The organism is Serratia sp. MYb239 (assembly GCF_002966855.1).
In the GTDB taxonomy this organism is placed as follows: Bacteria; Pseudomonadota; Gammaproteobacteria; order Enterobacterales; family Enterobacteriaceae; genus Serratia_B; species Serratia_B rhizosphaerae.
This window is the reverse complement of sequence record NZ_CP023268.1, coordinates 736335-762600: the sequence shown is the minus strand read 5'-3', so window position 1 is coordinate 762600 and position 26266 is coordinate 736335. Positions and strand designations below refer to the sequence as shown.

Genomic DNA, 26266 nt, shown 5'->3' with positions numbered 1-26266 from the left:
ACTGGGGCCGGACATGTCCGGCCCCACAAGGCATTAATCGCCTGTTTCACGACGGCTTACTTTTGCAGACGGCCGTGGCACTGCTTATATTTTTTGCCGGAACCGCAAGGGCAAGGATCGTTGCGGCCCACTTTACGTTCGGCCACCGCCGGCGCATTCGGATCGCTCGTTGCCAGCGCATTTTCATCCTGGTGGCTCAGCTGCTGCTGCTGCGCCAGACGTTCCGCTTCTTCACGGCGTTGCTGCTCCAGCGCTTCCACCTCTTCCGGCATCCGCACCTGAACCTTGCTCAGTACGCTGATCACTTCATACTTCAGTGATTCCAGCATCGCGGCGAACATAGCGAAGGATTCACGCTTGTACTCCTGCTTCGGATCCTTCTGTGCATAGCCACGCAGGTGGATGCCCTGACGCAGGTAATCCATTGCCGCCAGGTGCTCTTTCCACAGCGAATCCAGCGTTTGCAGCATCACGCCCTTCTCGAAGTTGCGCATCATTTCGCTGCCGACGACGTCTTCTTTCAGCAGATACTCTTCTTTGGCCTTTTCCAGAATGCGCTCGCGCAGCGTTTCTTCGTGCAGCTCCGGCTCTTTGTCCAGCCACTCGGCAATCGGCATCTCCAGATCGAAGTCGTTTTTCAGACGCTCTTCCAGCCCCTGCACATCCCACATTTCTTCCAGAGACTGTGGCGGAATGTAGTTGTCGATAGTGGCCTTGAACACGTCCTCACGGATGCTGGCGATGGTTTCGCTGATGTCGGAAACGTCCAACAGTTCGTTACGCTGGGTGTAAATGGCACGGCGCTGATCGTTCGCCACGTCATCATATTCCAGCAGCTGCTTACGAATATCGAAGTTACGGCTTTCCACTTTACGCTGCGCGTTGGCGATCGCCTTGGTGACCCACGGGTGCTCAATCGCCTCGCCTTCTTTCATCCCCAGCTTGCGCATCATGTTGGAGACGCGGTCGGAAGCGAAGATACGCATCAGCGCATCTTCCATCGACAGGTAGAAGCGGGAAGAACCGGCATCGCCCTGACGACCGGAACGGCCGCGCAGCTGGTTATCGATACGGCGGGATTCATGGCGCTCGGTGCCGATAATATGCAGACCGCCAGCGGCCAGCACGGCGTCGTGGCGCACTTTCCAGGCGTCTTTAATCGCGGCGATTTGCTCTTCGGTCGGTTCTTCCAGCTGTGCGACTTCCGTCTGCCAGCTGCCGCCCAGCACGATGTCGGTACCACGACCGGCCATGTTGGTGGCGATGGTCACCGCGCCGGCCTGACCAGCCTGGGCAACGATATCCGCTTCCATGGCGTGGAATTTGGCGTTCAGTACCTTGTGCTCAACGCCGGCCTTGGTCAGCTCGCGGGATACCACTTCCGATTTCTCAATCGAGATGGTCCCGACCAGCACCGGCTGGCCGTTGGCGGTACGTTCACGAATATCTTCAATGATCGCCGCAATTTTCTCTTGCTCGGTCATGTAAACCAGATCCGGCATATCCTTACGGATCATCGGACGGTTGGTCGGCACGACGATGGTGTCCAACTTGTAGATGGAGCTGAATTCAAACGCTTCGGTATCGGCGGTACCGGTCATCCCCGCCAGCTTCTCATACAGACGGAAGTAGTTCTGGAAGGTGATCGACGCCAGCGTCTGGTTTTCGTTCTGGATTTCCACGCCTTCTTTGGCTTCCACCGCCTGATGTAGGCCATCAGACCAGCGGCGCCCCTGCATGGTACGACCGGTGTGCTCATCAACGATGATCACTTCGCCATCTTTCACAATGTAATCGACGTCACGGGTAAACAGCACGTGCGCACGCAGCGCAGCGGTAACGTGGTGCATCAGCATGATGTTGGTCGGTGAATAGAGCGATTCGCCCTCTTCCATAATGCCCGCTTCCACCAGCATCTCTTCGATCAGGATCAGGCCGCGCTCGGTCAGGTGCACCTGACGCGCCTTCTCATCCACCGAGAAGTGGCCTTCACCCTGGAAGGTGTCGGAGTCTTCTTTTTCCTGGCGGATCAGTTTAGGGATCAGCTTGTCGACCTTGATATACATCTCGGAGCTGTCTTCAGCCGGACCGGAGATAATCAGCGGGGTACGCGCTTCATCGATCAGGATGGAGTCAACCTCATCCACCAGCGCATAGTGCAGTTTACGCTGCACGCGCTCTTCAGGGCTGAACGCCATGTTGTCGCGCAGGTAGTCGAAGCCGTATTCGTTGTTGGTGCCGTAAGTGATGTCGGCGGCATAGGCTTCACGTTTGGCCGGTGCCGGCATGCCCGGCAGGTTGATGCCGACGCTGAGGCCCAGGAATTCAAACAGCGGGCGGTTGTTCTCGGCATCGCGCTGCGCCAGATAATCGTTGACGGTCACCACGTGCACGCCGCGGCCGCTCAGGGCATTCAGATACGCCGGCAGGGTCGCCGTCAGGGTTTTACCTTCACCGGTACGCATCTCGGCGATACAGCGGTCGTTCAGCACCATGCCGCCCAGCAGCTGCACATCAAAGTGACGCATGCCGAATACGCGCTTACTGGCTTCCCGCACCACCGCAAAGGCTTCCGGAATCAGGCTCTCTACCGTCTCGCCTTTTTTCAGGCGTTCGCGGAATTCGTTGGTTTTGGCTTTCAGCTCATCATCGGACAGTTTTTCCATGTCCGGTTCCATGCGGTTGATCTGCTCAACCACTTTGCGCATGCGGCGCAGCGTACGATCGTTACGGCTACCAAAGACTTTGGTCAATAATTTAACTAACATGTGTTTAATATCTCGTTCATGACCGCCAAACAGGCTGTCATCTTGCTGTTATTTGTTGGTTATCGTTGCCAAGAGGGCTAAATCAGACTGCAGCCGCAGGGCCGGCTCGAATGCCCTGCACCTGCGCCAGCCACAGCCCGACCTGATGCTGCGCCAGCGGCGGATGAACGGAATGGTGCGTGTCGCGGATGATGGTCGGCGGCTTAGGCTCATGGGTCAACAGCGTATTGAGCGTAAACAGCAGCGCCAGCTGCGCCGCTTTTAGCGGCGGCTCGACCGGTTCAGCGTCGCTTTCCTGCACGCGCGCATAAACAACCTGCGGCGCCAGGGCGAAAGAGAGGTGACGGATGACGGTGCGCAGCGCATGCTGCTGCCAATAGTCGACGCTGAAGTTCGGCCGGCGGTGAACCTCTTGCAGCAAAGCCAGGCCGCTGAAGGCATGGCTGATGGAATTTTGCCGATTAAGGCTGGACGAGGTGCTCGGCAACGCGGCTTGATCGGGGCCGCCCGTCAGATTTTGCGGTACGCCAAGCGTAGCCGCTACCATCCCCAACAGGAGATGCGGCCAGAAATAACGTCTGCCAAATTGTCGCCAACGATTTAGAATACCGATCACGAGTTTGTTAATCCGCCGGAGCCATTATGCGCGATAGCCGTCCACAATTATTAGATGTCCTGTTTTCTGAGTCGTCATCCGCAGACAAAGGGCCGTTGCACAACGTTCAACAACGCGCTGCCGCCCTGCTGAAACTCAACCGCGCAGTCAAGGGCCTATTGCCGGCTCAACTGCATCCCTGGTGCCGTGTCGCAAACTTCAGACAGGGTGTATTAGTGCTGGAAACGGCCAATGCCAGCTGGATGATGCGCCTGCGCTACGAACAGCCGAGCTTATTATCCGCACTACGAGCGCAAATTCTACCATCATTGTCATCGATCGACATCAGGATTAATCCGGCGTTGATGGCAAAAGGCGGCAATCAGCAGCAGAATTCGCTGCAAAAAACAACAGATGAACCCGCCGCGGCGCCGATGCGTCGTCTGAGCGAGGAAAGTGCGGAACAATTACGGGGAATAGCCAGCCGCAGTCCGGAAAAACTGCGCAAGACATTAGAACGACTGGCAGCCCTGGCCGGAGAGGGTGCCAACACTACCAGTCGTGAGAAATAACCAGCGAATTCAGGCCTATGCTTATGCCAATACGGTGGACGGCGCTTTGAATGCCAACGGCATTTCAGCTTCGTCCTGGAACGTGACGAATTCCCACGCTTCCTGTTTTGCCAGTACCGCCTGCAGCAACTTGTTGTTCAGTGCATGGCCGGACTTATAGGCAGTAAATGCGCCAATGATATTATGGCCGCACATAAACAGGTCGCCGATGGCGTCCAGCATTTTGTGACGAACGAATTCATCTTCAAAACGCAGGCCGTCTTCGTTCAGGACGCGGTAGTCGTCCACCACGATGGCACAATCGAAGCTGCCGCCCAGGGCCAGGCCACGGGATTGCAGGTATTCGATATCGCGCATAAACCCGAAGGTACGCGCACGGCTGATTTGACGCACGAACGAGTCGGCAGAAAAATCTAAGCGGTAGCGCTGCGCGCTGGCGTCAATCGCCGGGTGGTTGAAGTCAATGGTAAAGTCCAGGCGGAACCCGTTATGCGGGGACAGCTCGGCCCATTTATCACCATCTTCAACGCGAACGGTGTCTTTCAGACGCAGGAATTTCTTCGCTGAGTTCAGTTCCTCAATGCCGGCGTCCAGCAGCAGGAACACAAACGGACTGGCGCTACCGTCCATGATTGGGATCTCGGCCGCGTCAACTTCAATAATGATGTTGTCGATGCCAAGGCCAGCCAGTGCGGCATTTAGATGCTCAACGGTAGAAATACGCACGTCATGCTCATTCACCAGGCAAGTACAGAGCATGGTATCACGCACGGATTTTGCATCAGCCGGAAAATCAACCGGTGGATTCAAGTCAGTGCGACGATAGATGACCCCGGTATTGGCCGGCGCTGGGCGCATCGTCAGCGTGACTTTCTTGCCGGTATGCAAACCGACGCCAGTCGCCTGAACGATACGTTTTAATGTCCTTTGTTTGATCATCGTTTTATCTCGCAATGTTATCCATCCTACCGGCCAAGCATACAGCATGGCCGGCGGGACAGTTTAGCACAAAGAGCGGAGATGCCAAATTCTCAGGAAATTCTTAGTCAGCTTGCTTACGCAAGAAGGCTGGAATATCCAGATAGTCAGGCTCTTTGTTTGGTTGCGCGTTCTGATCGTTCACTACCTTGGCGGCAGGCTTAACTTCCTGCGGCAGCGGCGACATACCGTGCTGCTGGTAACGATGATCCATCACCGGCTGGCTGACCTGCTGCTGCTTGTTGGTCACCAGAGTGATTTCCGGACGCTTGTCCATACCGATACCGGTCGCAACCACGGTCACGCGCAGTTCGTCGTTCATCTCCGGATCCAGAGAGGTACCGATCACCACGGTGGCGTTGTCGGATGCAAACGCGCGGATGGTGTTACCCACGGTTTCAAACTCGTCCAGACGCAGGTCAAAGCCGGCGGTGATGTTAACCAGTACGCCACGCGCGCCGGACAGGTCGATATCTTCCAGCAGCGGGCTGGAGATCGCCATTTCGGCCGCTTCTTCCGCACGGTCTTCACCACAGGCGATGCCGGAGCCCATCATCGCGTAGCCCATTTCAGACATCACGGTGCGCACGTCGGCGAAGTCGACGTTCATCAGGCCCGGACGGGTGATCAGCTCGGCAATGCCCTGCACCGCGCCTTTCAGCACGTCGTTGGCCGCGCCGAACGCGTCCAGCAGAGAAATACCGCGTCCCAGAACTTTCAGCAGTTTGTCGTTCGGGATGGTGATCAAGGAGTCCACATGCTTGGACAGCTCTGCAATACCCTGCTCAGCGAACGCCATGCGCTTCTTGCCTTCGAAATTGAAAGGCTTGGTAACCACGGCCACTGTCAGAATACCCAGATCTTTTGCTACTTCAGCCACCACTGGCGCGGCGCCGGTACCGGTGCCCCCGCCCATGCCGGCCGCGATGAAGACCATATCCGCGCCTTCCAGCGCAGTACGCAGGGCTTCACGGTCTTCTTCCGCTGAATTACGACCCACTTCCGGGTTCGCGCCCGCACCCAGACCTTTGGTAATGCAATTACCAATCTGGATGGTTTGGCCAACTGCCGTTTTACGGAGCGCCTGGGCGTCGGTATTTACGGCGAAGAATTCAACACCTTCGATGCGCTCGCGCACCATGTGTTCAACGGCGTTGCCACCGCCACCGCCGACGCCGATGACTTTAATCACCGCGTCATTGGTTAGTTCCATTGGTTCAAACATAGTTTCTCTCCGTTTTGTGCCTGTCGCTGCGAGACCATAAAAAATACCGATGCATGGTCTCTTTGTTAAAACATTAAAACTCTTTTCTCAGCCAGCTGTTGATACGTTTAAACCAACTGCCCACTGAGGCGCCTTTTTCTACTTCTGCCTCACCACTCAGGTGAGACTCTTTTCCATAGTGCAGCAGACCTACCGCCGTCGAGTAGTAAGGCTCCTGCGCATAATCCGTCAGACCCGTGATGTTCAAGGGTTGGCCGATGCGTACCTGGGTGTGGAACACCCGTTGCGCACAGGCTGCCAGGCCATCAATCTGGGCGGCGCCACCGGTCAGCACGATACCCGCTGCCAGATGATGCTTCACCCCTTGCTGACGCAGTTGCTCCTGTAATTGCAAAATCTCATCGTTAACCAGATTCAGCAGTTCGGTGTAGCGTGGCTCAATAACTTCAGCCAGCGTCTGTCTTTGCAGACTGCGCGGAGGACGTCCCCCGACGCTAGGCACCTCTACACTCTCATCCTTGCTAACAATCGATCCAAGCGCACAACCGTGTCGAACTTTAATCGCTTCCGCATCCGTCGGCGGTGTGCCGAAGGCGTAAGCAATATCGCTGGTGACCACGTTACCGGCATACGGGATAACCTTGGTGTGACGCAGCGCGCCACCGGTATACACCGCCATATCCATGGTACCGCCGCCGATATCCACCACACAGACGCCGAGCTCGCGTTCATCTTCGGTTAACACCGCATAGCTGGCGGCAAGACCGGCGAAAATAAGTTGGTCAACTTTCAGACCACAACGTTCAACCGCTTTAACAATGTTTTTTGCCATATCGTTATGGCAGGTGATCAGGTGCACCTTGGCCTGCATACGCACGCCGGACAACCCTACCGGGTTTTTGATGCCTTCCTGATAGTCGATGGCGTATTCCTGAGGAATCACATGCAGCACGCGGTGTTCATCACGCACACGCACCGATTTGGCGGTATGCACAACGTTTTCCACATCCTCCATGGTCACTTCCTCTTCGGAAATAGGAACCATCCCGATTTCATTCTGGCAACTGATGTGTTTGCCCGATAATGAGAGGTAGACCGAAGAAATCTGGCAATCCGCCATCAGTTCCGCCTGATCGATGGCGCGCTGCACGCACTTCACCACCGATTCCAGGTCATTAACGCCGCCCTTATCCATGCCCCGGGACGGACAGCTGCCCACCCCGATAATGTTGACCATGCCATCGGGCAGAACTTCCCCTACCAGTGCGGCGACTTTCGCCGTACCGATCTCCAGTCCAACTACCAGTTTTCTGTCCGTCGACTTGATCATCGTTGTTTTGCCTGTGCCTGATTCTGTTGCTGATTACTGTTTTGCTGTTCACGTGCCGCCTGCGGGTCGATTAACACCGGACTCCATCCTACCGAGGCACCGGCGTCATAGCGCAGGTCGACGTAGCTGACACGTTTGTTTTCCGCCTGGCCCTGTTGCACCAGCACCGGATACAGCTCGATAAAGCGTTGCAGGCGTCCCATGCGATCGTCACGCCCCAGTTCCAACCGAACATCGTTGTCCAAAGCCAGTTGCCAGGAGTGGCGCGCCGTCATCGCCGCCATCTTCAAGGTAAACTTGCCGGCGGCCAGCGCGCTGCTCATGGTGCGATAGCCGTCCAGCACGTCCTGCTCGCTCCCTTCCGGACCATAAAGCAGTGGCAATTTCTGCTTGCCGACGCGCTCCGCCGGAACGCTGAATGATTTGCCTTCGGCATCGACCATATGCAAATCATTCCAGCGCGCCACCGGGACATACTCCACCAGATGGATTTTCAGCTCATCCGGCCATTGCTTGCGCACGCTGGCCTGCTTAATCCACGGCAAGCGTTCAATCTGCTGCTGGATGACATTCACATCCTGCGTCATAAACGTGCCCGGCGATCCCAGCGCCAGGATAGCCTGGCGAATATCATCGTTGGTGGTGTAATGGCGTTCGCCGGTCACCACCAGGCGGGAGAGCGGCAAACGGCTGGCGTCTTTCATCCAGCCAATCACCGCCCAACCACTCCATAACACGGTCCCCAGCACCATCAGCAGGAAAAGTATTCCCGCCAGTTGGGTTCCATTGCTGCGCCGCGGGCTGTTGTTCTCCACCTCGCGGTCGCGTGCATTCAGGGCAGCTTGCGACATATCAGTCGGCCAATTCCAAAATTCTCGCCACCAGTTGCGAGAAGCTTAATCCAAACTGGCGTGCTGCCATCGGCACCAGGCTATGACTGGTCATGCCCGGCGAGGTGTTCACCTCGAGCAGATAGAAGCTGCCATCGTTATCCTGCATTACATCAACGCGGCCCCAGCCGCTGCAGTCCAGCGCACGGTAGGCGCGTACCGCCAGCGCGGCCAGTTCAGCCTCCTGCTCGGCCGACAAACCGCTCGGGCAGAAATACTGCGTATCGTCCGCAATGTATTTCGCCTGGTAGTCGTAAAACACACCGGCCGGCTGAATGCGAATCGACGGCATCACGCTGTCGCCGATAAACGCCACGGTGTACTCCGGGCCGCTCAGCCATTTCTCCACCAGCACGTCGTCATCGTGGCGGAAGGCCTCTTCCAGCGCCGCTTCAAGCGCACCGAATGACTCAACCTTGCTCATGCCGACGCTGGAGCCTTCGCGGCTTGGCTTGACGATCAGCGGCAGCCCCAGAGCTTCGATGTTCGCCAGCGCCTGATGCTTGTCATCGCCGCTAAAACCCGCACGATGCAGCGCCACGTAAGGGGCGATCGGCAGGCCCAGCGACTGCCATACCAGCTTGGTGCGCCATTTGTCCATGGTCAGCGCCGAGGCCATCACGCCGCTACCGGTATACGGCAATTCCAGGAACTCCAGCATCCCCTGCAGGGTGCCGTCCTCGCCGCCGCGCCCGTGCAGCGCGATAAATACTTTGCTAAAGCCCTGCGCCTTGAGCTGCGACACCGGGAAGTCGCGGGTATCGACGCCGTGAGCGTCAATGCCGGCTTCGCGCAGACCGGCCAGCACCGCCGCGCCGGACTGCAGGGAAACATCACGTTCAGCAGAGGTGCCACCCAGCAGGACGGCGACTTTCTCAGTCATGCGGCTGCTCCTCTTTGTTCTGCGGCTGCAGCTTCAGCTCCGCCAGATTACGGGCAATTTTGCCGACGTTGCCCGCACCCTGCACCAGCACCAGGTCATCCGCCTGCAGCAGCTGGGCCAGCGTTTCCGGCACGGTATCCGCGTCGGACACTAAAATCGGGTCCAGCTTGCCGCGGTTACGGATGGTGCGGCACAGCGAACGGCTGTCCGCGCCCGGAATCGGCGCTTCACCCGCCGGATAGACCTCCAGCATCAGCAGCACGTCCACCTGAGACAGCACGTTGGCAAAGTCATCGTACAGGTCGCGGGTGCGGGTATAGCGATGCGGCTGGAACACCATCACCAGGCGTTTATCCGGCCAGCCGGCGCGTGCCGCTTTGATCGTGGCGTCCACCTCAGTCGGATGGTGGCCGTAGTCGTCCACCAGCATCGCGCTGCCTGCGCTGCCGTTCACCGCATCCAGCGCGAACTCGCCCAGGAAGTCGAAACGGCGTCCGGTACCCTGGAAGCCGGCCAGCGCACGTAAAATGTCCTCGTCGTCAATGCCCTCTTCGGTAGCCACGGCCACCGCCGCCGCCGCGTTCAGCGCATTGTGACGTCCCGGCGCGTTCAGGGTAACCGTCATCTGCGGCTTATCCTGACGGCTCAGGGTAAAGTGCCCCTGCGGGCCAATCTGGCTGTAGCTCTCAATACGCACGTCGGCATCTTCGCTAAAACCGTACGTAGTAATATGACGCCCGACGCGCGGCAACAGTTCACGCACCACCGGGTCATCAATGCACATCACCGCACGGCCGTAGAACGGCAGGTTGTGCAGGAAGTTGATAAACGTCTGCTTCAGGTTTTCAAAGTCGCCATGGTAAGTGTCCATGTGGTCGGCTTCGATATTGGTGACAATCGCCACCATCGGCTGCAGGTGCAGGAACGACGCGTCGCTTTCGTCAGCCTCTGCAATCAGATAACGGCTGCAGCCGAGGCGCGCGTGCGTGCCCGCCGCCTTCACCAGACCGCCGTTGACGAAGGTCGGATCCAGACCGGCTTCCGCATAAATACTGGACACCATCGCGGTGGTGGTAGTTTTGCCGTGCGTACCGGCCACGGCGATGCCGTGACGAAAGCGCATCAGTTCGGCCAGCATTTCGGCACGGCGAATCACCGGAATGCGTGCTTCACGCGCCGCGACGATCTCAGGGTTGTCAGAAGCAATGGCGGTGGAGACCACCACTACGCTCGCATCCAGCACATTCTCCGGACGATGGTTGAAATAGATCGTCGCCCCCAGCGCGCTCAGCTGCTGGGTCACCGGATTCGGCGCCAGATCCGAACCGCTGATTTGATACCCTTCATTAGCCAACACTTCGGCGATACCACCCATGCCGGCACCACCGATGCCGACAAAGTGAATGTGCCGGACGCGACGCATCTCGGGCACGATTGTACGTAGTTTCGCCAGTTGTTGTGTATTCATACTCTCTCTAATCCAGGGCCCGCGTAGCGCCCACCACATGATATTTCTTTATTTACAGGCCCGGCGAACCGAACCCCTGCAATCTCTATTTCGCGACGCGGATCAGCTCCGCCGCCACCCGTTCGGTGGCATCGGTGATCGCCACCGAACGCGCTTTCTCCGCCATGGCCAGCAGGGTCGGACGATCCCAGCTCGCCAGCAGTTCGGCCACCGTATCGGCGTTGAACTGCGGCTGTTCAATAATCTTCGCCGCGCCGGCTTCTTCCAGCGGGCGGGCGTTCCAGTACTGCTGACGGTCCTTATGCTGGAACGGCACAAAAATCGCCGGCAGTCCCGCCGCGGCAATCTCGCTGACGGTCAGCGCGCCGGAACGGCACACCACCACGTCAGCCCAGGCATAGGCGGCCGCCATATCATCGATAAACTCGGCGACCTTATGCTGCGTCTGCCCGACGCGGGCATATTCGCGCTGAACCGTGTCCAACGCGCCTTTGCCTACCTGATGCCAGAGCGTAATTTTATCGCCCAAACGCGCCGCGACTTCAGGAACAGTCTGATTCAGCACGCGCGCGCCCTGACTGCCGCCAACCACCAGCACGCGGACAGGGCCTTCACGCCCGGCCAGGCGTTCCGCCGGCAACGGCAGCGCCAGCACGTCGGTACGTACCGGGTTGCCCACCACCGCCGCTTTCGGGAAGGCGCCGGGGAAAGCCTGCAGCACCGTGGTGGCGATGCGCGCCAGCCAGCGGTTGGTCAGGCCGGCGATGCCGTTCTGTTCGTGCAGCACGACCGGAACGCCGCACTGCCAGGCCGCCAGGCCGCCCGGGCCGGAAACGTAACCGCCCATGCCCAGCACCACGTCCGGCTGGTAGCTGCGCATAATCGCCTTCGCCTGACGCACCGCGCGCCAGATGCGTAGCGGCGCGCTCAGCTGCGCCATCACGCCTTTGCCGCGCAAGCCGGAAATACGAATAAAATCAATTTCGATCCCGTGCTTTGGCACCAGATCGGCTTCCATTCTGTCTGCGGTTCCGAGCCAGCGCACCTGCCAGCCCTGCGCCATCAGATGATGAGCGACCGCCAGCCCGGGGAACACATGCCCGCCGGTACCGCCTGCCATCACCATTAAACGCTTCGCTTTCCCGCTCATCCCTTACCTCTTAACAAACGCCTGGGCTTTCGCCAGACGCGTTTCATAATCAATACGCAATAACAGCACGATCGCCGTCGACATAATCAGCAGGCTCGAACCGCCATAACTGATCAGCGGCAGGGTCAGGCCTTTGGTTGGCAGCATGCCCGCCGCCGCGCCGACGTTAACCAGCGCCTGGAAGCTGAACCACACGCCGACCGAGCAGGCGAGAAAACCGGAAAAACGCTGATCGATTTCCAGCGCCCTGCGGCCGATCGACATCGCGCGAAAAGCGACGAAGAATACCATTAACAGCGCGAAAACCACACCGATATAGCCGAGTTCTTCACCTAAAATCGAGAAGATAAAGTCGGTGTGCGCCTCCGGCAAATATTCCAGTTTCTGCACCGAGTTGCCGAGCCCCTGCCCCCAGAATTCGCCGCGGCCGAACGCCATCAGCGATTGGGTCAGCTGGTAGCCGCTGCCGAACGGGTCGGCCCACGGGTTCCAGAATGAGGTCACGCGGCGCATACGGTACGGTTCGGCGATAATCAACAGCACCACGGCGAACACGCCGGAGCCGATAATCGCCAGGAACTGCCACATTTTGGCGCCGGCCAGGAACAGCATCGCCAGCGTGGTGATAAACAGCACCACCACGGTGCCCAGATCCGGCTGCGCCAGCAGCAGCACCGCCAGCACCACCATCACGCCCATCGGCTTACAGAAGCCCCAGAAGTTGCTGCGCACCTCGTCCACCTTGCGCACCAGATAGCTCGCCAGGTAGCAGAACAGCGACAGCTTCGACAGCTCCGCCGGCTGGATACGCAGCGGCCCCAGGGCAATCCAGCGCGATGCGCCGTTTACCGAGCTGCCGACCACCAGTACGATGAGCAGCAAGACGATCGACACCAGCAGCATCGCGGTGCTGTAACGCTGCCAGACATCCATCGGGACGCGCAGCGTCACCAGCGACAGGCCGAACGCCAGCCCCAGATACAGCGCGTCACGCTTGGCGAACAGGAACGGATCGTCCGCCAGACGCTGGCCGATCGGCATCGACGCCGAGGTCACCATCACAAAACCGATAATCGCCAGACCGAACGTCAGCCACAGCAGCGTACGGTCATACAGCACCAGCGTGGCGTTCTCGTTTTCACGCGAGCCCATCACCCAGTCTTTCAGTTTTTCCGCTAAGCCGAATGACGGCAGTTGTAGTTTCATCCGCCAAGCTCCTGTGCCAGACGGGCGAACTCATCGCCGCGTACTTCAAAATTACGGAACTGGTCCAGGCTGGCGCAGGCGGGTGACAGCAGCACCATATCGCCGGAGCGCACCACGCCGGCTATCGCCCGCATTCCCTGTTCCATGGTTTCAGTCTGCAGCGCCACATCGGGACGCAGCTGCGCCAGCTGGGCGCCGTCGCGGCCAAAGCAGTACAGACGGATATTGTCGCCCTGCAGATAACGCGCCAGCGGCGAGAAGTCGGCCGATTTACCGTCACCACCCAGCAGCAGATGCAGCGTGCCGTCGACCTGCAGGCCGTTCAGCGCCGCTTCGGTGCTGCCGACGTTGGTTGCTTTGGAGTCATTAATCCAGCGCACGCCGTTATGCTCTAACACCAGTTGGAAGCGGTGCGCCAGCCCGGCGTAGGTGGTCAGCGCCTTCAGACTGGAGGAGCGCGGAATTTTCACCGCGTCGGCCAGCGCCAGCGCCGCCAGCGCATTGGTCAGGTTGTGCTGGCCGCTCAGTTTCATCTCGCGGGTGTTCAGCACTTTTTCGCCGCGCACCCGCAGCCAGGTCTCTCCCTGCTGACGGTTGAGGTGGTAATCCCCCACGTCGACGCCGAAACTAATGCAGCGCTCGTCGGCGCCGCGCACCGGCATGGTCAGCCCATCATCCGCGTTCACCACGCAGGTCTTGGCCTGTTCGTAAATGCGCAATTTCGCCGCCCGGTACTGCTGCAACCCCAGCGGATAGCGATCCATATGATCTTCGCTGATATTGAGCACGGTGGCGGCAGCGGCGCGCAGGCTGCTGGTGGTTTCCAACTGGAAGCTCGACAGCTCCAGCACGTACAGATCGCACGCCTGGCGCAGCAGGCTCAGCGCCGGTAACCCGATATTGCCGCCGACGCCGACCGCCCAGCCGGCAGCCTTCGCCATCTCACCCACCAGGGTGGTGACGGTGCTTTTGCCGTTGGAGCCGGTAATCGCCACAATCGGCGCCTGTGCCTCACGGCAGAACAGTTCGATGTCGCCGACGATTTCCACGCCGGCTTCCGCCGCGCTGAGGAGGGCCGGTGTAGACAGCGCCACGCCCGGGCTGGCGACGATCAGGTCCGCCGACAGCAGCCAGTCTTCACGCAGATTGCCCAGATGACGTTCCACGCTCTCCGGCAGTTGCTCCAGCCCTGGCGGAGACATGCGGGTATCCATAACGCGCGGCGTCACGCCGTGCGTTATAAAGAAATCAACACAGGACAGGCCGGTCAGGCCCAGTCCGATGATGACCACTTTTTTACCCTGATAATCCGCCATGATTAACGTACCTTCAGCGTTGCCAGGCCAATCAGCACCAGCATCAGCGAAACAATCCAGAAGCGCACAATAACGCGCGGCTCCGGCCAGCCTTTCAATTCATAGTGGTGGTGAATCGGTGCCATGCGGAAAATACGCTGACCGCGCAGCTTGAACGATCCCACCTGCAGGATCACCGACAGCGTTTCAACCACAAACACGCCGCCCATAATCACCAGTAAAAACTCCTGACGCAGCAGCACCGCAATGGTGCCCAGCGCGCCGCCCAGCGCCAGCGAACCGACGTCGCCCATAAACACCTGCGCCGGGTAGGTGTTGAACCACAGGAAACCCAGCCCTGCGCCGACAATCGCGGTGCAGACAATCACCAGCTCGCCGGCATGCCGCAGGTACGGAATATGCAGGTAGTTGGCAAAGTTCATGTTACCGGTCGCCCAGGCCACCAGCGCAAAACCGGCCGCCACCAACACCGTCGGCATAATCGCCAGGCCGTCCAGGCCGTCGGTCAGGTTGACCGCATTGCCGGTGCCGACAATCACAAAGTAGGCCAGCAGTACATACAGCAGCCCCAGCTGCGGCATCACGTCTTTAAAGAACGGCACCACCAGTTCGGTGGCGGGGGTATCTTTACCGACCATGTACATGCTGAACGCCACCGCCAGCGCAATCACCGACATCCAGAAATACTTCCAGCGGGCTATCAGCCCTTTAGTGTCCTTGCGCACCACCTTGCGGTAGTCGTCGACGAACCCGACAATGCCGTAACCTACCAGCACAAACAGCACGCACCAGACGTACGGGTTAGACGGATAGGCCCACATCAGCACCGAAATGGTGATGGAGGTCAGAATCATAATGCCGCCCATGGTCGGCGTGCCGCGCTTGCTGAAGTGCGACTCCGGGCCATCGTTACGTACAACCTGCCCGAAGGACATCTGCTGCAGGCGGCTGATCAGCCGCGGCCCCATCCACAGAGAAATAAACAGCGCGGTCAGCAGGCTGACAATGGCGCGAAACGTCAGATAGGAAAAGACGTTAAAGCCGGAATAATATTTGACCAAATGCTCGGCCAGCCAAACTAACATGCTGCTTTCTCCTGTAACGCGCGTACTACCTGCTCCATCGCGGCACTACGTGACCCTTTGATTAACACGGTAATGACCGCATGTTCCTGCAGTAATTCCGCTACGCGCGCGATTGCTGCCGCTTGATCCTGAAAATGCTCGCCGTTGCCGGCCGCGTCGCTGAGCGCCTGACTCAGAACCCCCACGCTCAGCACTTTATCTACGCCCGCCTGCCGGGCCGCTTCGCCGACCTGACGATGGCACTCTTCCGCGTCATCGCCCAGTTCCGCCATATCGCCCGCCACCATCACCCGGTAACCCGGCATCTCCGCCAGCACCTGTGCGGCGGCGGTCATTGAACCGACGTTGGCGTTATAGCTGTCGTCCAGCAGCAGCTTGCCTTCCGCCAGCGCAATCGGGAACAGACGCCCCGGCACCGCCTGCAGCTGCTGCAAACCGCAGCGCACCGCTTCCAGCGACGCGCCTACCGACATCGCCAGGGCGGTGGCCGCCAGCGCGTTGGCTACGTTATGGCGCCCAGGCAGCGGCAGTGCGATATCCGTGCGGCCAAACGGGGTATGCAGGGTAAACTGCGTGCCGTTGCCGTTAACCGTGATATCGCTGGCGAAGAAGTCCACGCCTTCCGCCGCCTGCGGCGAGAAGCGCCAGACGGTTTGATCCGTCAGCAGGTTTTGCCAGCGCGGCCAGTCGTTGTTGTCCGCGTTGATAATGGCGACGCCATCCGCTGGCAAACCTTGAAAAATTTCACCTTTCGCCTGCGCCACCCCTGCCAGCGAACCGAACCCTTCCAGGTGCGCCGCCGCCAGGTTGTTGACCAGCGCGCTTTGCGGGCGCGTCAGCGCGGTGGTGTAGGCAATTTCACCAATGTGGTTAGCGCCCAGCTCAATCACCGCAAAATCATGCTGCGGCTGCAGACGCAGCAGCGTCAACGGCACGCCGATATCGTTGTTAAAGTTGCCGGCGGTATACAGCACGTCCCCGCACTCGCGCAGGATCGTGGCGGTCATCTCTTTCACCGAGGTTTTACCCGATGAGCCGGTCAGCGCCACCACTTTGGCCGGCACCTGCTGACGAACCCAGCCCGCCAGCGCGCCCAGCGCCAGCCGGGTATCCGCCACCACCAACTGCGGCACCTCCACCGGTAAGCGCTTGCTTACCAGCAAAGCACCTGCGCCGGCGGCAACCGCATCTGCGGCAAAATCATGTGCGTCAAAACGCTCGCCTTTCAGCGCCACAAACAGACAGCCTGCGGTCACTTGGCGGGTATCCGTCGTCACTTCATCAATTTGGCAATCGACGCCGATTAACTCGGCGCGCAATACATCGGACAGGGCCTGAAGGGAAACGGGAATCATGCCAGCACCCCCAGCAAACGCGCGACGGTGGTGCGGTCGGAATAATCCAGACGGCGATTGCCCACCAGTTGATAATCCTCATGACCTTTACCGGCCACCAGCACCACGTCTTGTTCTTTCGCCTGCATCACCGAGCTGGTTACCGCCTCGGCACGCCCGTGAATCACCTGCGCCCGGCCGGCGTCCAGCAGACCGCTCAGGATATCGGCGATAATCGCCTGCGGCTCTTCGGTACGCGGGTTGTCATCGGTGATCACCACCCGGTCGGCAAACTGCTCGGCAATCGCGCCCATCAGCGGGCGCTTGCCTTTGTCGCGGTCACCGCCGCAGCCAAAGACGCACCACAGCTGCCCGCGGCAGTGCAGACGCGCGGCTTCCAGCGCTTTTTCCAGCGCGTCCGGCGTGTGGGCGTAATCGACCACGACCGTCGGCTTGCCCGGCGCATTGAACACTTCCATGCGGCCACAGACCGGCTGCAGTTGCTGCGCGCTGGCCACCAGCGCCGCCAGCGGATAGCCCAGCGACAGCAGCGTCGCCAGCGCCAGCAGCAGGTTGCTGACGTTAAATGCCCCCATCAGACGGCTTTCAATCTCGCCATCCCCCCAGCTGGAGCTGAAACGGATAGTGGCGCCGTTATCGTGATAGTCCACCGAGGTGGCCTTCAGCCAGCGGCCGTGGCAGCCCGGCTGCAGGTTATCCTGCATGGTGACAGCCACCGCATCCGGCAGCTGCGCCAGCCAGCGCTGACCGACTTCATCATCAGCATTGATAATCGCCTGGCCGACCTGGTGCTCGGCGAACAGCGACCATTTCGCCGCTTCATAGCTGGCCATGTCGCCGTGGTAATCCAGGTGGTCGCGGCTCAGGTTGGTGAACACCGCCGCGGCAAACGGCAGCGCCGCAACGCGGCTTTGCACCAGACCATGGGAAGAGACTTCCATCGCCGCCAGCGTCGCGCCGCGATCCGCCAGGTCATTTAATACATGTTGCACATCCACCGCCGAACCGGTGGTATTTTCTGTCGGGCACACCTGGCCCAGCAGGCCGTTGCCGACGGTGCCCATCACCGCGCTGGTTTCGCCCAGCAGCTGCCCCCACTGCGCCAGCAGCTGGGTGGTGGTGGTTTTACCGTTGGTACCGGTCACGCCGACCAGACGCAGGCGTTCTGCCGGCTGATGGTAAAAACGCCCGGCCAGCGCAGACAGGCGCTGATTCAACTGGCCGAGGTAAATCACCGGCACACCGTGCATCGTACGAATTTCACCGTCTTCGGCGGCGCCTTCAGCTTCTGCGATCACTGCGGCGACGCCCTGGGCGATGGCTTGCGGAATATAGCGGCGACCATCCGTCTGGTGGCCGTTTACGGCGACAAACAGATCCCCGGCAGCCGCAATCCGGCTGTCTAATATCATTTCCCGCAGCGCGCGCTCGGGGGCCGAAGGCACCCACGGAGCGAGTAGGTCGCGCAAATTACGATCTGCCACCTGAACCCTCTTTTTTATTAATCACTAATTCGCTTTTATCACCGGTGGGCAACGCGTCCGGCTCAACGTTCATGGTGCGCAGTACGCCGCCCATGATGGCGCCAAACACCGGCGCGGAGATTGCGCCACCATAGTATTTCCCGCCCTGCGGGTCGTTGATGACCACCACCAGGGCAAAACGGGGCTGACTCGCCGGCGCAACGCCGGCGGTATAAGCGATATAACGGTTGACGTATTTACCGTCCGGCCCCACTTTCTTCGCGGTACCGGTTTTAATGGCGATACGGTAACCCTTGATGGCGGCTTTCACGCCGCCGCCGCCCGGCAGGGCCACGCTTTCCATCATGTGCACCACGGTACGCACCAGCGGTTCAGGGAATATGCGTTTGCCGGCAACCGGCGGGTCAACCTTGGTAATCGACAGCGGGCGATACACGCCCAGGCTGCCGATCGTTGCATAGACTCGCGCCAACTGTAACGGTGTTACCATTAGCCCGTAGCCGAAAGAGAAGGTGGCCCTCTCTATGTCAGACCACCGTTGTTTTTTTGGATATATGCCACTGCTTTCTCCGACCAACCCCAAATTGGTCGCTTTTCCCAGCCCAAAACGTGAGTAAGTATCTACTAACGCTGAGGACGGCATCGCTAACGCCAGCTTGGAAACACCGACGTTACTCGACTTCTGCAAGATCCCGGTCACCGACAGTTCCGGATAACGCGCCACGTCTTTAATCTCATGGCCGTTAATGCGGTAAGGCACGGTGTTCAGCACGCTGTTTTCTCTCACTACGCCGTGCTGCAGCGCCGTCATCACCACCATCGGTTTGACGGTAGAACCAGGCTCAAAAATATCGGTAATGGCGCGGTTACGCATGGTCTCTTTCGGCGTGCCGGCCATATTGTTCGGGTTATAAGACGGGCTGTTGGCCATCGCCAGCACTTCGCCGGTGTTGACGTCGATCAGCACAGCCGTACCGGATTCCGCCTTGTTGAACGCCACCGCGTTGTTCAGCTCGCGGTAGACCAGCGCCTGCAGACGTTCATCAATGCTCAGCGCCAGGTTATGCGCCGCCTGGCTGTCGACCGAAGAGATATCCTCAATCACGCGGCCATAGCGGTCTTTACGCACAGTACGCTCGCCCGGTTGTCCGGTCAGCCAGTGATCAAAGCTTTTCTCAATGCCTTCAATACCCTGACCGTCGATGTTGGTCACGCCGATAATGTGCGAGGTGACCTGCCCGGCAGGGTAATAGCGGCGCGACTCCTGACGCAGGTAAATGCCCGGTAGCTTCAGCTTGTGAATATACTCGCCGATTGCCGGATTAACCTGGCGCGCCAGATAGACAAAACGTCCGCGCGGGTTGGCGTTAACGCGCTTGGAGAGCTGATCGAGCGGGATGCCCAGCGCGTCCGACAGCGCTTTCCAACGGTTGTCCAGCGTAATGCCGCCGCGCTCGTTCAGCTCTTTCGGATCCGCCCAGATGGCGTTCACCGGTACGCTGACCGCCAGCGGCCGCCCGGCGCGATCGCTGATCATTCCACGCGATGTCGGCACCTGCTGTACACGCAGCGAACGCATATCGCCTTCTTTCACCAGCCGATCCGGGTTAATCACCTGCAGATACGCCACCCGCAGCATCAACCCGACCAGCGCCAGCAAAATACAGCCGCACAGCAACGCAAAACGCCAGCTGACAAAGCTGGCTTGATCTTCCTGGCGTTTCAACTTACCGGGGCGTGCTGCTTTCATGCGTTCCCTTTTTGCTCCGTTTCATTACGTCGGTTAAACCACTCATTGTTTAACGATGATATTTTCTTGCGATGGATCGACATGCTGCATCTGCAGCTTCTCAGTCGCCGTACGCTCCACGCGACTGTGGTCGCCCAGCGCATTCTCTTCGAGGATCAGGTTGCGCCACTCGATATCCAGCGCATCGCGCTCCAGCACCAGCTGCTCGCGCTCGGCGGTCAACAGGCGGGTACGGTGCGCGGTGGTTACCACCAAAATGGCGGAAACCAGCACGGCTATCAGTAAAATCAGCGGGATCTTGGCGTTGCGCAGCAAATCGCCGCCGATAACCCCAACCAACCCATGGCGCTCATTCCCAATCACTCGGATACCCTCTCGGCAATGCGCAACACTGAACTGCGCGCACGTGGATTTTCGGCGACTTCTTCAGCCGGCGGCATCATCTTGCCCAGCGCTTTCAGGCTGCGACCGCCCAGTTCGCGCAACTGCGCTTCGGTCAGCGGCAGTCCCGCCGGCACCTGCGCGCCGCGGCTGTGGTGACGCATAAAGCGTTTTACAATCCTGTCTTCCAACGAGTGGAAGCTGATAATCGACAAACGCCCCTGCGGCGCCAGCACGTCCAGTGCGCCTTCCAGCGCACGTTCGATCTCTTCCAGTTCGCTGTTGATGTAAATACGGATGGCCTGGAAGCTGCGGGTCGCCGGGTGTTTATGCTTTTCTTTGAACGGACTGGCAGCGGCAATCAGCTCGGCCAGTTCTTTGGTGCGCGTCATCGGCTCGGTTTTATTACGCTCGACGATGGCGCGTGCAATACGCTTGGCAAAACGCTCTTCGCCGAAGGTTTTCAGCACCCAGGCGATATCTTCTGCTTCGGCTTTCAGTAACCATTCGGCGGCGGACTGGCCGCGCGAAGGGTCCATGCGCATATCCAACGGTCCGTCGCGCATAAAGGAGAAACCGCGCTCCGGGTCGTCGAGCTGCGGTGAAGATACGCCCAGATCCAGCAGAACGCCGTCGATCTGCCCTTCCAGTCCGCGCTCCCGCACATAATGCGACAACTCGGAAAACGGGCCATGTACGATGTTAAAACGAGGATCTTCAATAGATTTGGCGGCTGCAATCGCCTGCGGATCGCGGTCAATCGCCAACAAGCGTCCTTCCGGCCCGAGCTGGGACAGAATCAGACGAGAATGGCCACCGCGACCAAAAGTACCGTCGATATATATGCCGTTACTGCGGATGTTGAGGCCGTTAACCGCCTCATCCAACAGTACGGTAGTGTGTTTATAATTTTCCAACATGCTTATAGCGACAAGTCCTGTAGCCGCTCAGACAACGGTTCCTGAGACGACTGTTCAGCGTCAATATCATCCTTGACTTGTTGATACCAGGTCTGTTCATCCCACAGTTCAAACTTGTTGAACTGACCGACCAGCATCACTTCTTTCGTTAATCCGGCGTGTTGGCGCAGCGTACTGGCTATCAACAACCGGCCGGCGTTATCCATCTGACACTCACTGGCATGTCCCAGCAGCAAGCGCTGTACGCGGCGCTCCGCAGGGTTCATGCTCGACAGACGGGATAACTTTTGTTCAATCACTTCCCATTCGGGCAACGGGTAAAGCAGCAGGCAGGGCTGATGGAGGTCAATGGTACAGACCATTTGGCCTTGCGATTCCTCGTTCAGCGAGTCCCGGTAACGGGTTGGTACGGCAAGCCGCCCCTTGCTGTCGAGGTTGACCATCGTCGCCCCTCGAAACATTCCTGAGCTACCCCTTCGTGACCTTTTTCACCACTTTACCCCACAAATTCCCACATAAAGGAGTTTACGGAGGGTATTAAAACCTTGTCAAGCCAGAGCGGCGGTGCTTTGGCAATATTTCTCTGTTCGTTTTGGGAGCTGACTCGCGAAAGGAACTCTTTTTATTCGGCAATTAAAAATTAACACCATGATAAACGAGGAGAATTTTTTGAAAGGAAAGTAGGCGGTTAACAATCTGACAAATTGGCGATTAATTAGCTCAATACTTTCTTCTGTAATCGAAGTCTCATTTTTCAATTGTTCTTTTGCCCCACGGCATGACGGCCAAACCCGCGACGGCGCAGGCCTGCGGCACGGTGCCTCCCCGAAAGGGCTGACGATAATGCCCTATATTAATTAAGGCTGATGTCGGCAGTCCGATAACGGGGGCGTTATTTTACTGCAATTAAACGGCGAATGCCGAGAGGGGGAAATAAAATAAATATTTTTACGATTACCAGGCGGGCTAATTGCGATTTAAATCATATTACTAAGATTATTCCCAAAAAACTTTACAATGCGGCCGCATTTCCTTACATGTTTATTCCTATCGTTTTTGACATTTCAATTAGAAAAACGCATGAAAAACACAACCCACTGTTTTATATCGGTTTATTAAAAACATCAGGCAGGTGTGTCTTGCGGCAAGGGAACAGCGCGCTGCTCCCCCGTCTTGCCGCTTACTTTCTGCTCAGGCTACCGCGGCGGAACAGATTACGGCGAATGCGCGTCAGGCCCGGCTTCGGCTTGCGCGGTTCGTCCAGACTGGCCAGCACCAGTTCCAATACGCGCTCCGCCACGTCGCGGTGGCGCTGCGCCACCGCCAACACCGGACACTGCAGGAAATCCAGCAGTTCATGATCGCCAAACGTGGCGATCGCCAAATCGGTCGGCAGACGCCCTTGTTGCTTCAAGGTCACATCCATCACGCCCTGCAGCAATGAAAACGAAGTGGTGAACAGCGCCTGCGGCATCGGGTGGGTTTGCAGCCACTGGGCGAACAACGTCCCTGCGGCTTCGCGCTCATAGCTATTGGCGTACAGATAATCCACCTGGCGTTCATCATCCTGCCAGGCCTGACGGAACCCCTGCTCGCGCAGGAAACTGACCGACAGTTCCGGCAGCGCGCCTAAATACAGCACCGACTCCGCCGGGAAAGTGCGCAGCTCCTGCGCCAAGGTGAAGGCGTCTTCCTGATCGGCGCCTACGACGCTGATGAAATGCTCGCGATCCAGCGCGCGATCCAGCGCGATGATCGGCAGTGAGCCATTCGCCCAGCGCTGGTAGAAAGGGTGTTCCGGCGGCAAAGCGGTCGAAACGATAATCGCGTCGACCTGACGCTGCAGCAGGTGCTCGATACAGCGCATTTCGTTATCCGGCTGATCCTCAGAGCAGGCAATCAGCAGCTGGTAGCCACGCTGGCGCGCCTGCCGTTCCAGATAGTTGGCGATGCGTGTGTAGCTGGTGTTTTCCAGGTCGGGAATCACCAATCCGATAGAACGTGTCCGACCGGCGCGCAGCCCTGCCGCCACGGCGTTCGGATGATAATTATGCTCCCTGACCACGGCCATCACTTTTTCGACGGTTTTATCGCTGACGCGATACTGTTTCGCCTTACCGTTGATGACATAACTGGCCGTAGTGCGCGAAACACCTGCGAGACGCGCGATTTCATCCAGTTTCACGTTAACCCCTTACTGATGCTGAAAATAGAGAGTGAAGGCAGCCCTCAGCAAGCATCGCAGCCATGCAATGCTTCAAGCCGGCTTAACGATCTAACAGCAGAAACCTCTACCGGGCAACCGATTTTGCCGCAAGGTGCCGGCAAACGGGAAAATTTTACCGCGAATGCCTGAGACAGGGGCGCCAGCGCGCCCTGCCCTCCCTCTTTTCAGCGCATGATCTTATCGCCACGCGAGACGCCAACGACGCCGGAGCGTGCCACTTCGACGATTTCCGCCACTTCACGCACCGTTCCCAGGAAAGCATCCAGTTTATCGCTGGTGCCCGCCAGCTGCACGGTGTACAGCGTCGCGGTGACATCAACAATCTGCCCGCGGAAAATATCGGCGCAGCGCTTCACCTCTTCACGGCCGTAGCCGCTGGCCTGCAGCTTGACCAGCATGATCTCACGCTCGACGTGCGCCCCCTGCGCCAATTCGCTGACGCGCAGCACATCCACCAGCTTATGCAGCTGCTTCTCAATCTGTTCCAGCACCTTCTCGTCGCCCACGGTCTGGATGGTCATACGCGACAGCGTCGGATCGTCGGTCGGCGCGACCGTCAGGCTTTCAATGTTGTAGCCGCGCTGGGAAAACAGCCCGACCACGCGCGACAACGCACCGGATTCATTCTCCAGTAATACAGATAAAATACGCCGCATGATCAGGTCCTCTCCGTTTTGCTCAGCCACATTTCGTCCATGCCGCCACCGCGGATCTGCATGGGGTACACATGTTCCGTTTCATCAACGGTCACATCGACAAACACCAGTCGTTCCTTCTCCGCCAGCGCCTGCGCCAGCTTACTTTCCAGTTCATCCGGGGTGCGGATGGCGATACCGACATGCCCGTAAGCCTCGGCCAGTGCGACGAAATCGGGCAGCGACTCCATATAGGACTGCGAATGACGGCCGGAATAGATCATGTCCTGCCACTGCTTCACCATGCCGAGATAGCGGTTGTTCAGATTCACCACCACCACCGGCAGATTGTATTGCAGCGCGGTGGACAGTTCCTGAATGTTCATCTGGATACTGCCGTCGCCGGTCACGCACACCACGGTTTCCTCCGGCAGCGCCAGCTTCACCCCGAGTGCCGCCGGCAGGCCGAAGCCCATCGTGCCTAGTCCGCCGGAATTGATCCAGCGGCGCGGCTTGTCGAACGGATAATACAGCGCAGCGAACATCTGATGCTGGCCGACGTCAGACGTCACATAAGCGTCGCCTTTGGTCAGCCGGTGCAGAGCTTCAATCACCGCCTGCGGTTTGATGGTATCGCCATTTTTGTCATACCCCAGACAGTCGCGCGCGCGCCACTGCTCAATCGACTGCCACCAGTCGCGCAGCGCATCAAAGTCCTGCTGCCTGTCACTCTGCGCCAGCAGCTCCAGCATCTGAGCCAGCACCTGCTTCGCGTCGCCGACGATCGGGATATCCGCATCCACGGTTTTGGAAATTGAAGTCGGGTCGATATCAATATGCAGCACGGTGGCGTCCGGACAGTATTTCGCCAGATTGTTGGTGGTACGGTCGTCAAAACGCACGCCGACGGCAAAAATCACATCGGCGTGGTGCATGGTCTTGTTAGCTTCATAGGTACCGTGCATCCCCAACATACCGACGCTTTGGCGGTGCGTGCCCGGGAAAGCCCCCAACCCCATCAACGTACAGGTGACCGGCAGGTTGAGCCGTTCCGCCAACGCCGCCACCTCCGTATGGCATTCGGCATTGATCGCGCCGCCGCCGACATACATCACCGGCTTTTTCGCCGCCATCAGAGTATGCAGGGCACGTTTGATCTGGCCGCGGTGGCCCTGCACCGTCGGGTTGTAAGAACGCAGGCTGACCTCCTGCGGATAGGCATACGGCATGCGCACCGCCGGGCCGACAATGTCTTTCGGCAGATCGATTACCACCGGGCCGGGACGGCCGCTGGCGGCCAGATAAAACGCTTTTTTCAGTACGCCGGGAATATCCTCGGTGCGCTTGACCAGAAAACTGTGCTTCACCACCGGACGCGAAATCCCCACCATATCGCACTCCTGGAAGGCGTCGTAGCCAATCAGCGAGCTCGGCACCTGGCCGGAAAGCACCACCATCGGAATGGAGTCCATATAGGCGGTGGCAATACCGGTAATCGCATTGGTCGCGCCCGGGCCGGAGGTGACCAGCACTACGCCGACTTCGCCGGTGGCGCGTGCGTAGCCATCGGCCATATGCACCGCCCCCTGCTCATGGCGCACCAGTACGTGATCGATTCCGCCCACCGTGTGCAGGGCGTCATAAATATCAAGCACCGCCCCGCCCGGATAACCGAATACATGTTTAACGCCCTGGTCGATCAGCGATCGCACGACCATTTCGGCTCCTGACAACATCTCCATGGGTTTGCCTCCAGGCTTACTTATACTTGTCTGGCGCCGGAACGTGGCGCCTGCTCGTCGGGTATACCCCGACGTGATGCGTTTTTGGCCTACCCATCGCCGCGCTGAATAAGGTCATGAATGAAGGCGGCCAACCGGCGCTTAATCCGGAAAATGACGGGTATAGAATCCCTTAACATAACGTCAGTATATGAGGCAGGCAAACGGCAAAACGTCGGCAGGAAAACGCGGAAATGGCTATCGATCTGGCATTTGGCGACAGGTTAAAACAATGCACTAGCCAACAGCGGATGCGGCTAGGCATTG

General features: G+C 58.7%; 22 protein-coding genes. 1 reads left to right on the top strand and 21 read right to left on the bottom strand.

Features of this window, described 5'->3' with window-relative positions; genetic code table 11:
• Nucleotides 1-56 precede the first annotated feature (56 nt).
• Both secA and secM read right to left on the bottom strand, forming a co-directional pair.
• A complete protein-coding gene (secA, locus tag CLM71_RS03545; protein ID WP_105229777.1) occupies nucleotides 57-2768 on the bottom strand; it encodes a preprotein translocase subunit SecA in 2712 nt (903 codons plus the stop codon).
• Between the two features lie 82 nt (nucleotides 2769-2850).
• Nucleotides 2851-3384, bottom strand: coding sequence for a secA translation cis-regulator SecM (secM, locus tag CLM71_RS03540; RefSeq protein WP_105229776.1), 534 nt, complete (start codon nucleotides 3382-3384; stop codon nucleotides 2851-2853).
• 26 nt (nucleotides 3385-3410) lie between these two features.
• On the opposite strand from secM, the gene CLM71_RS03535 reads away from it, so the two are divergent.
• The gene (locus tag CLM71_RS03535; protein WP_105229775.1) at nucleotides 3411-3935 is read left to right on the top strand and encodes a DUF721 domain-containing protein; all 525 of its coding nucleotides are present in this window, start codon (nucleotides 3411-3413) and stop codon (nucleotides 3933-3935) included.
• A gap of 21 nt (nucleotides 3936-3956) precedes the next feature.
• Here the strand turns inward: CLM71_RS03535 and lpxC are convergent, their stop codons facing one another.
• The 19 genes from lpxC to ilvI form a co-directional block, all read right to left on the bottom strand.
• Nucleotides 3957-4874 (bottom strand): UDP-3-O-acyl-N-acetylglucosamine deacetylase, encoded by a 918-nt coding sequence (gene lpxC / locus CLM71_RS03530; protein WP_105229774.1) that lies wholly within the window; start codon nucleotides 4872-4874, stop codon nucleotides 3957-3959.
• Nucleotides 4875-4977: 103 nt separating this feature from the next.
• Nucleotides 4978-6138, bottom strand: a complete 1161-nt coding sequence (gene ftsZ / locus CLM71_RS03525; RefSeq protein WP_015670922.1) for a cell division protein FtsZ — start codon at nucleotides 6136-6138, stop codon at nucleotides 4978-4980.
• Nucleotides 6139-6211: 73 nt separating this feature from the next.
• On the bottom strand, nucleotides 6212-7468 hold the full coding sequence (gene ftsA, locus CLM71_RS03520) for a cell division protein FtsA (protein ID WP_015670921.1): 1257 nt from the start codon (nucleotides 7466-7468) through the stop codon (nucleotides 6212-6214).
• Entirely contained in the window at nucleotides 7465-8319 is an 855-nt protein-coding gene (gene ftsQ / locus CLM71_RS03515) for a cell division protein FtsQ (RefSeq protein WP_105229773.1), read from the bottom strand. The genes ftsA and ftsQ overlap by 4 nt, the downstream gene beginning before the upstream one ends.
• 1 nt (nucleotide 8320) lies before the next feature.
• Nucleotides 8321-9241, bottom strand: coding sequence for a D-alanine--D-alanine ligase (locus CLM71_RS03510; protein ID WP_105229772.1), 921 nt, complete (start codon nucleotides 9239-9241; stop codon nucleotides 8321-8323).
• Nucleotides 9234-10709 carry a UDP-N-acetylmuramate--L-alanine ligase gene (gene murC, locus CLM71_RS03505; RefSeq protein WP_105229771.1) on the bottom strand — a complete coding sequence of 492 codons (1476 nt, stop codon included), beginning with the start codon at nucleotides 10707-10709 and terminating at the stop codon, nucleotides 9234-9236. Before murC ends, CLM71_RS03510 begins: the two co-directional genes overlap by 8 nt.
• Nucleotides 10710-10794: 85 nt before the next feature.
• Nucleotides 10795-11859, bottom strand: a complete 1065-nt coding sequence (gene murG, locus CLM71_RS03500; protein ID WP_105229770.1) for an undecaprenyldiphospho-muramoylpentapeptide beta-N-acetylglucosaminyltransferase — start codon at nucleotides 11857-11859, stop codon at nucleotides 10795-10797.
• Nucleotides 11860-11862: 3 nt separating this feature from the next.
• On the bottom strand, nucleotides 11863-13065 hold the full coding sequence (ftsW, locus tag CLM71_RS03495) for a cell division protein FtsW (protein WP_105229769.1): 1203 nt from the start codon (nucleotides 13063-13065) through the stop codon (nucleotides 11863-11865).
• A complete protein-coding gene (gene murD / locus CLM71_RS03490; RefSeq protein ID WP_105229768.1) occupies nucleotides 13062-14381 on the bottom strand; it encodes a UDP-N-acetylmuramoyl-L-alanine--D-glutamate ligase in 1320 nt (439 codons plus the stop codon). Before murD ends, ftsW begins: the two co-directional genes overlap by 4 nt.
• Before the next feature lie 2 nt (nucleotides 14382-14383).
• Nucleotides 14384-15466, bottom strand: a complete 1083-nt coding sequence (gene mraY / locus CLM71_RS03485) for a phospho-N-acetylmuramoyl-pentapeptide-transferase (RefSeq protein ID WP_015670914.1) — start codon at nucleotides 15464-15466, stop codon at nucleotides 14384-14386.
• Complete coding sequence (murF, locus tag CLM71_RS03480; RefSeq protein ID WP_105229767.1) at nucleotides 15460-16821, bottom strand: UDP-N-acetylmuramoyl-tripeptide--D-alanyl-D-alanine ligase; 1362 nt, start codon at nucleotides 16819-16821, stop codon at nucleotides 15460-15462. The genes mraY and murF overlap by 7 nt, the downstream gene beginning before the upstream one ends.
• Nucleotides 16818-18305: a UDP-N-acetylmuramoyl-L-alanyl-D-glutamate--2,6-diaminopimelate ligase gene (murE, locus tag CLM71_RS03475; RefSeq protein WP_105229766.1), complete on the bottom strand. Its 1488-nt coding sequence runs from the start codon at nucleotides 18303-18305 to the stop codon at nucleotides 16818-16820. The genes murF and murE overlap by 4 nt, the downstream gene beginning before the upstream one ends.
• Entirely contained in the window at nucleotides 18292-20055 is a 1764-nt protein-coding gene (locus CLM71_RS03470) for a peptidoglycan glycosyltransferase FtsI (protein WP_105229765.1), read from the bottom strand. Before CLM71_RS03470 ends, murE begins: the two co-directional genes overlap by 14 nt.
• A gap of 42 nt (nucleotides 20056-20097) precedes the next feature.
• Entirely contained in the window at nucleotides 20098-20418 is a 321-nt protein-coding gene (gene ftsL, locus CLM71_RS03465) for a cell division protein FtsL (protein WP_105229764.1), read from the bottom strand.
• A complete protein-coding gene (rsmH, locus tag CLM71_RS03460) occupies nucleotides 20415-21356 on the bottom strand; it encodes a 16S rRNA (cytosine(1402)-N(4))-methyltransferase RsmH (protein ID WP_105229763.1) in 942 nt (313 codons plus the stop codon). Before rsmH ends, ftsL begins: the two co-directional genes overlap by 4 nt.
• A 2-nt stretch (nucleotides 21357-21358) precedes the next feature.
• Complete coding sequence (gene mraZ / locus CLM71_RS03455; RefSeq protein WP_105229762.1) at nucleotides 21359-21817, bottom strand: division/cell wall cluster transcriptional repressor MraZ; 459 nt, start codon at nucleotides 21815-21817, stop codon at nucleotides 21359-21361.
• A gap of 719 nt (nucleotides 21818-22536) precedes the next feature.
• Entirely contained in the window at nucleotides 22537-23541 is a 1005-nt protein-coding gene (gene cra, locus CLM71_RS03450) for a catabolite repressor/activator (RefSeq protein WP_105229761.1), read from the bottom strand.
• Nucleotides 23542-23747: 206 nt separating this feature from the next.
• Nucleotides 23748-24239, bottom strand: a complete 492-nt coding sequence (ilvN, locus tag CLM71_RS03445) for an acetolactate synthase small subunit (protein WP_015670906.1) — start codon at nucleotides 24237-24239, stop codon at nucleotides 23748-23750.
• Between the two features lie 2 nt (nucleotides 24240-24241).
• A complete protein-coding gene (gene ilvI, locus CLM71_RS03440; protein ID WP_105229760.1) occupies nucleotides 24242-25960 on the bottom strand; it encodes an acetolactate synthase 3 large subunit in 1719 nt (572 codons plus the stop codon).
• Nucleotides 25961-26266: the final 306 nt, after the last annotated feature.

What these genes read in the sequence shown, in the direction of transcription:
- ftsW (WP_105229769.1), bottom strand. Translation starts at nt 13,065, where the DNA reads ATGAAACTACAACTGCCGTCATTCGGCTTAGCGGAAAAACTGAAAGAC.
- murD (WP_105229768.1), bottom strand. Translation starts at nt 14,381, where the DNA reads ATGGCGGATTATCAGGGTAAAAAAGTGGTCATCATCGGACTGGGCCTG.
- murF (WP_105229767.1), bottom strand. Translation starts at nt 16,821, where the DNA reads ATGATTCCCGTTTCCCTTCAGGCCCTGTCCGATGTATTGCGCGCCGAG.
- murC (WP_105229771.1), bottom strand. Translation starts at nt 10,709, where the DNA reads ATGAATACACAACAACTGGCGAAACTACGTACAATCGTGCCCGAGATG.
- ilvN (WP_015670906.1), bottom strand. Translation starts at nt 24,239, where the DNA reads ATGCGGCGTATTTTATCTGTATTACTGGAGAATGAATCCGGTGCGTTG.
- CLM71_RS03510 (WP_105229772.1), bottom strand. Translation starts at nt 9,241, where the DNA reads ATGACTGAGAAAGTCGCCGTCCTGCTGGGTGGCACCTCTGCTGAACGT.
- murG (WP_105229770.1), bottom strand. Translation starts at nt 11,859, where the DNA reads ATGAGCGGGAAAGCGAAGCGTTTAATGGTGATGGCAGGCGGTACCGGC.
- ilvI (WP_105229760.1), bottom strand. Translation starts at nt 25,960, where the DNA reads ATGGAGATGTTGTCAGGAGCCGAAATGGTCGTGCGATCGCTGATCGAC.
- secA (WP_105229777.1), bottom strand. Translation starts at nt 2,768, where the DNA reads ATGTTAGTTAAATTATTGACCAAAGTCTTTGGTAGCCGTAACGATCGT.
- mraY (WP_015670914.1), bottom strand. Translation starts at nt 15,466, where the DNA reads ATGTTAGTTTGGCTGGCCGAGCATTTGGTCAAATATTATTCCGGCTTT.
- CLM71_RS03535 (WP_105229775.1), top strand. Translation starts at nt 3,411, where the DNA reads ATGCGCGATAGCCGTCCACAATTATTAGATGTCCTGTTTTCTGAGTCG.
- ftsZ (WP_015670922.1), bottom strand. Translation starts at nt 6,138, where the DNA reads ATGTTTGAACCAATGGAACTAACCAATGACGCGGTGATTAAAGTCATC.
- mraZ (WP_105229762.1), bottom strand. Translation starts at nt 21,817, where the DNA reads ATGTTTCGAGGGGCGACGATGGTCAACCTCGACAGCAAGGGGCGGCTT.
- ftsA (WP_015670921.1), bottom strand. Translation starts at nt 7,468, where the DNA reads ATGATCAAGTCGACGGACAGAAAACTGGTAGTTGGACTGGAGATCGGT.
- ftsQ (WP_105229773.1), bottom strand. Translation starts at nt 8,319, where the DNA reads ATGTCGCAAGCTGCCCTGAATGCACGCGACCGCGAGGTGGAGAACAAC.
- rsmH (WP_105229763.1), bottom strand. Translation starts at nt 21,356, where the DNA reads ATGTTGGAAAATTATAAACACACTACCGTACTGTTGGATGAGGCGGTT.
- lpxC (WP_105229774.1), bottom strand. Translation starts at nt 4,874, where the DNA reads ATGATCAAACAAAGGACATTAAAACGTATCGTTCAGGCGACTGGCGTC.
- CLM71_RS03470 (WP_105229765.1), bottom strand. Translation starts at nt 20,055, where the DNA reads ATGAAAGCAGCACGCCCCGGTAAGTTGAAACGCCAGGAAGATCAAGCC.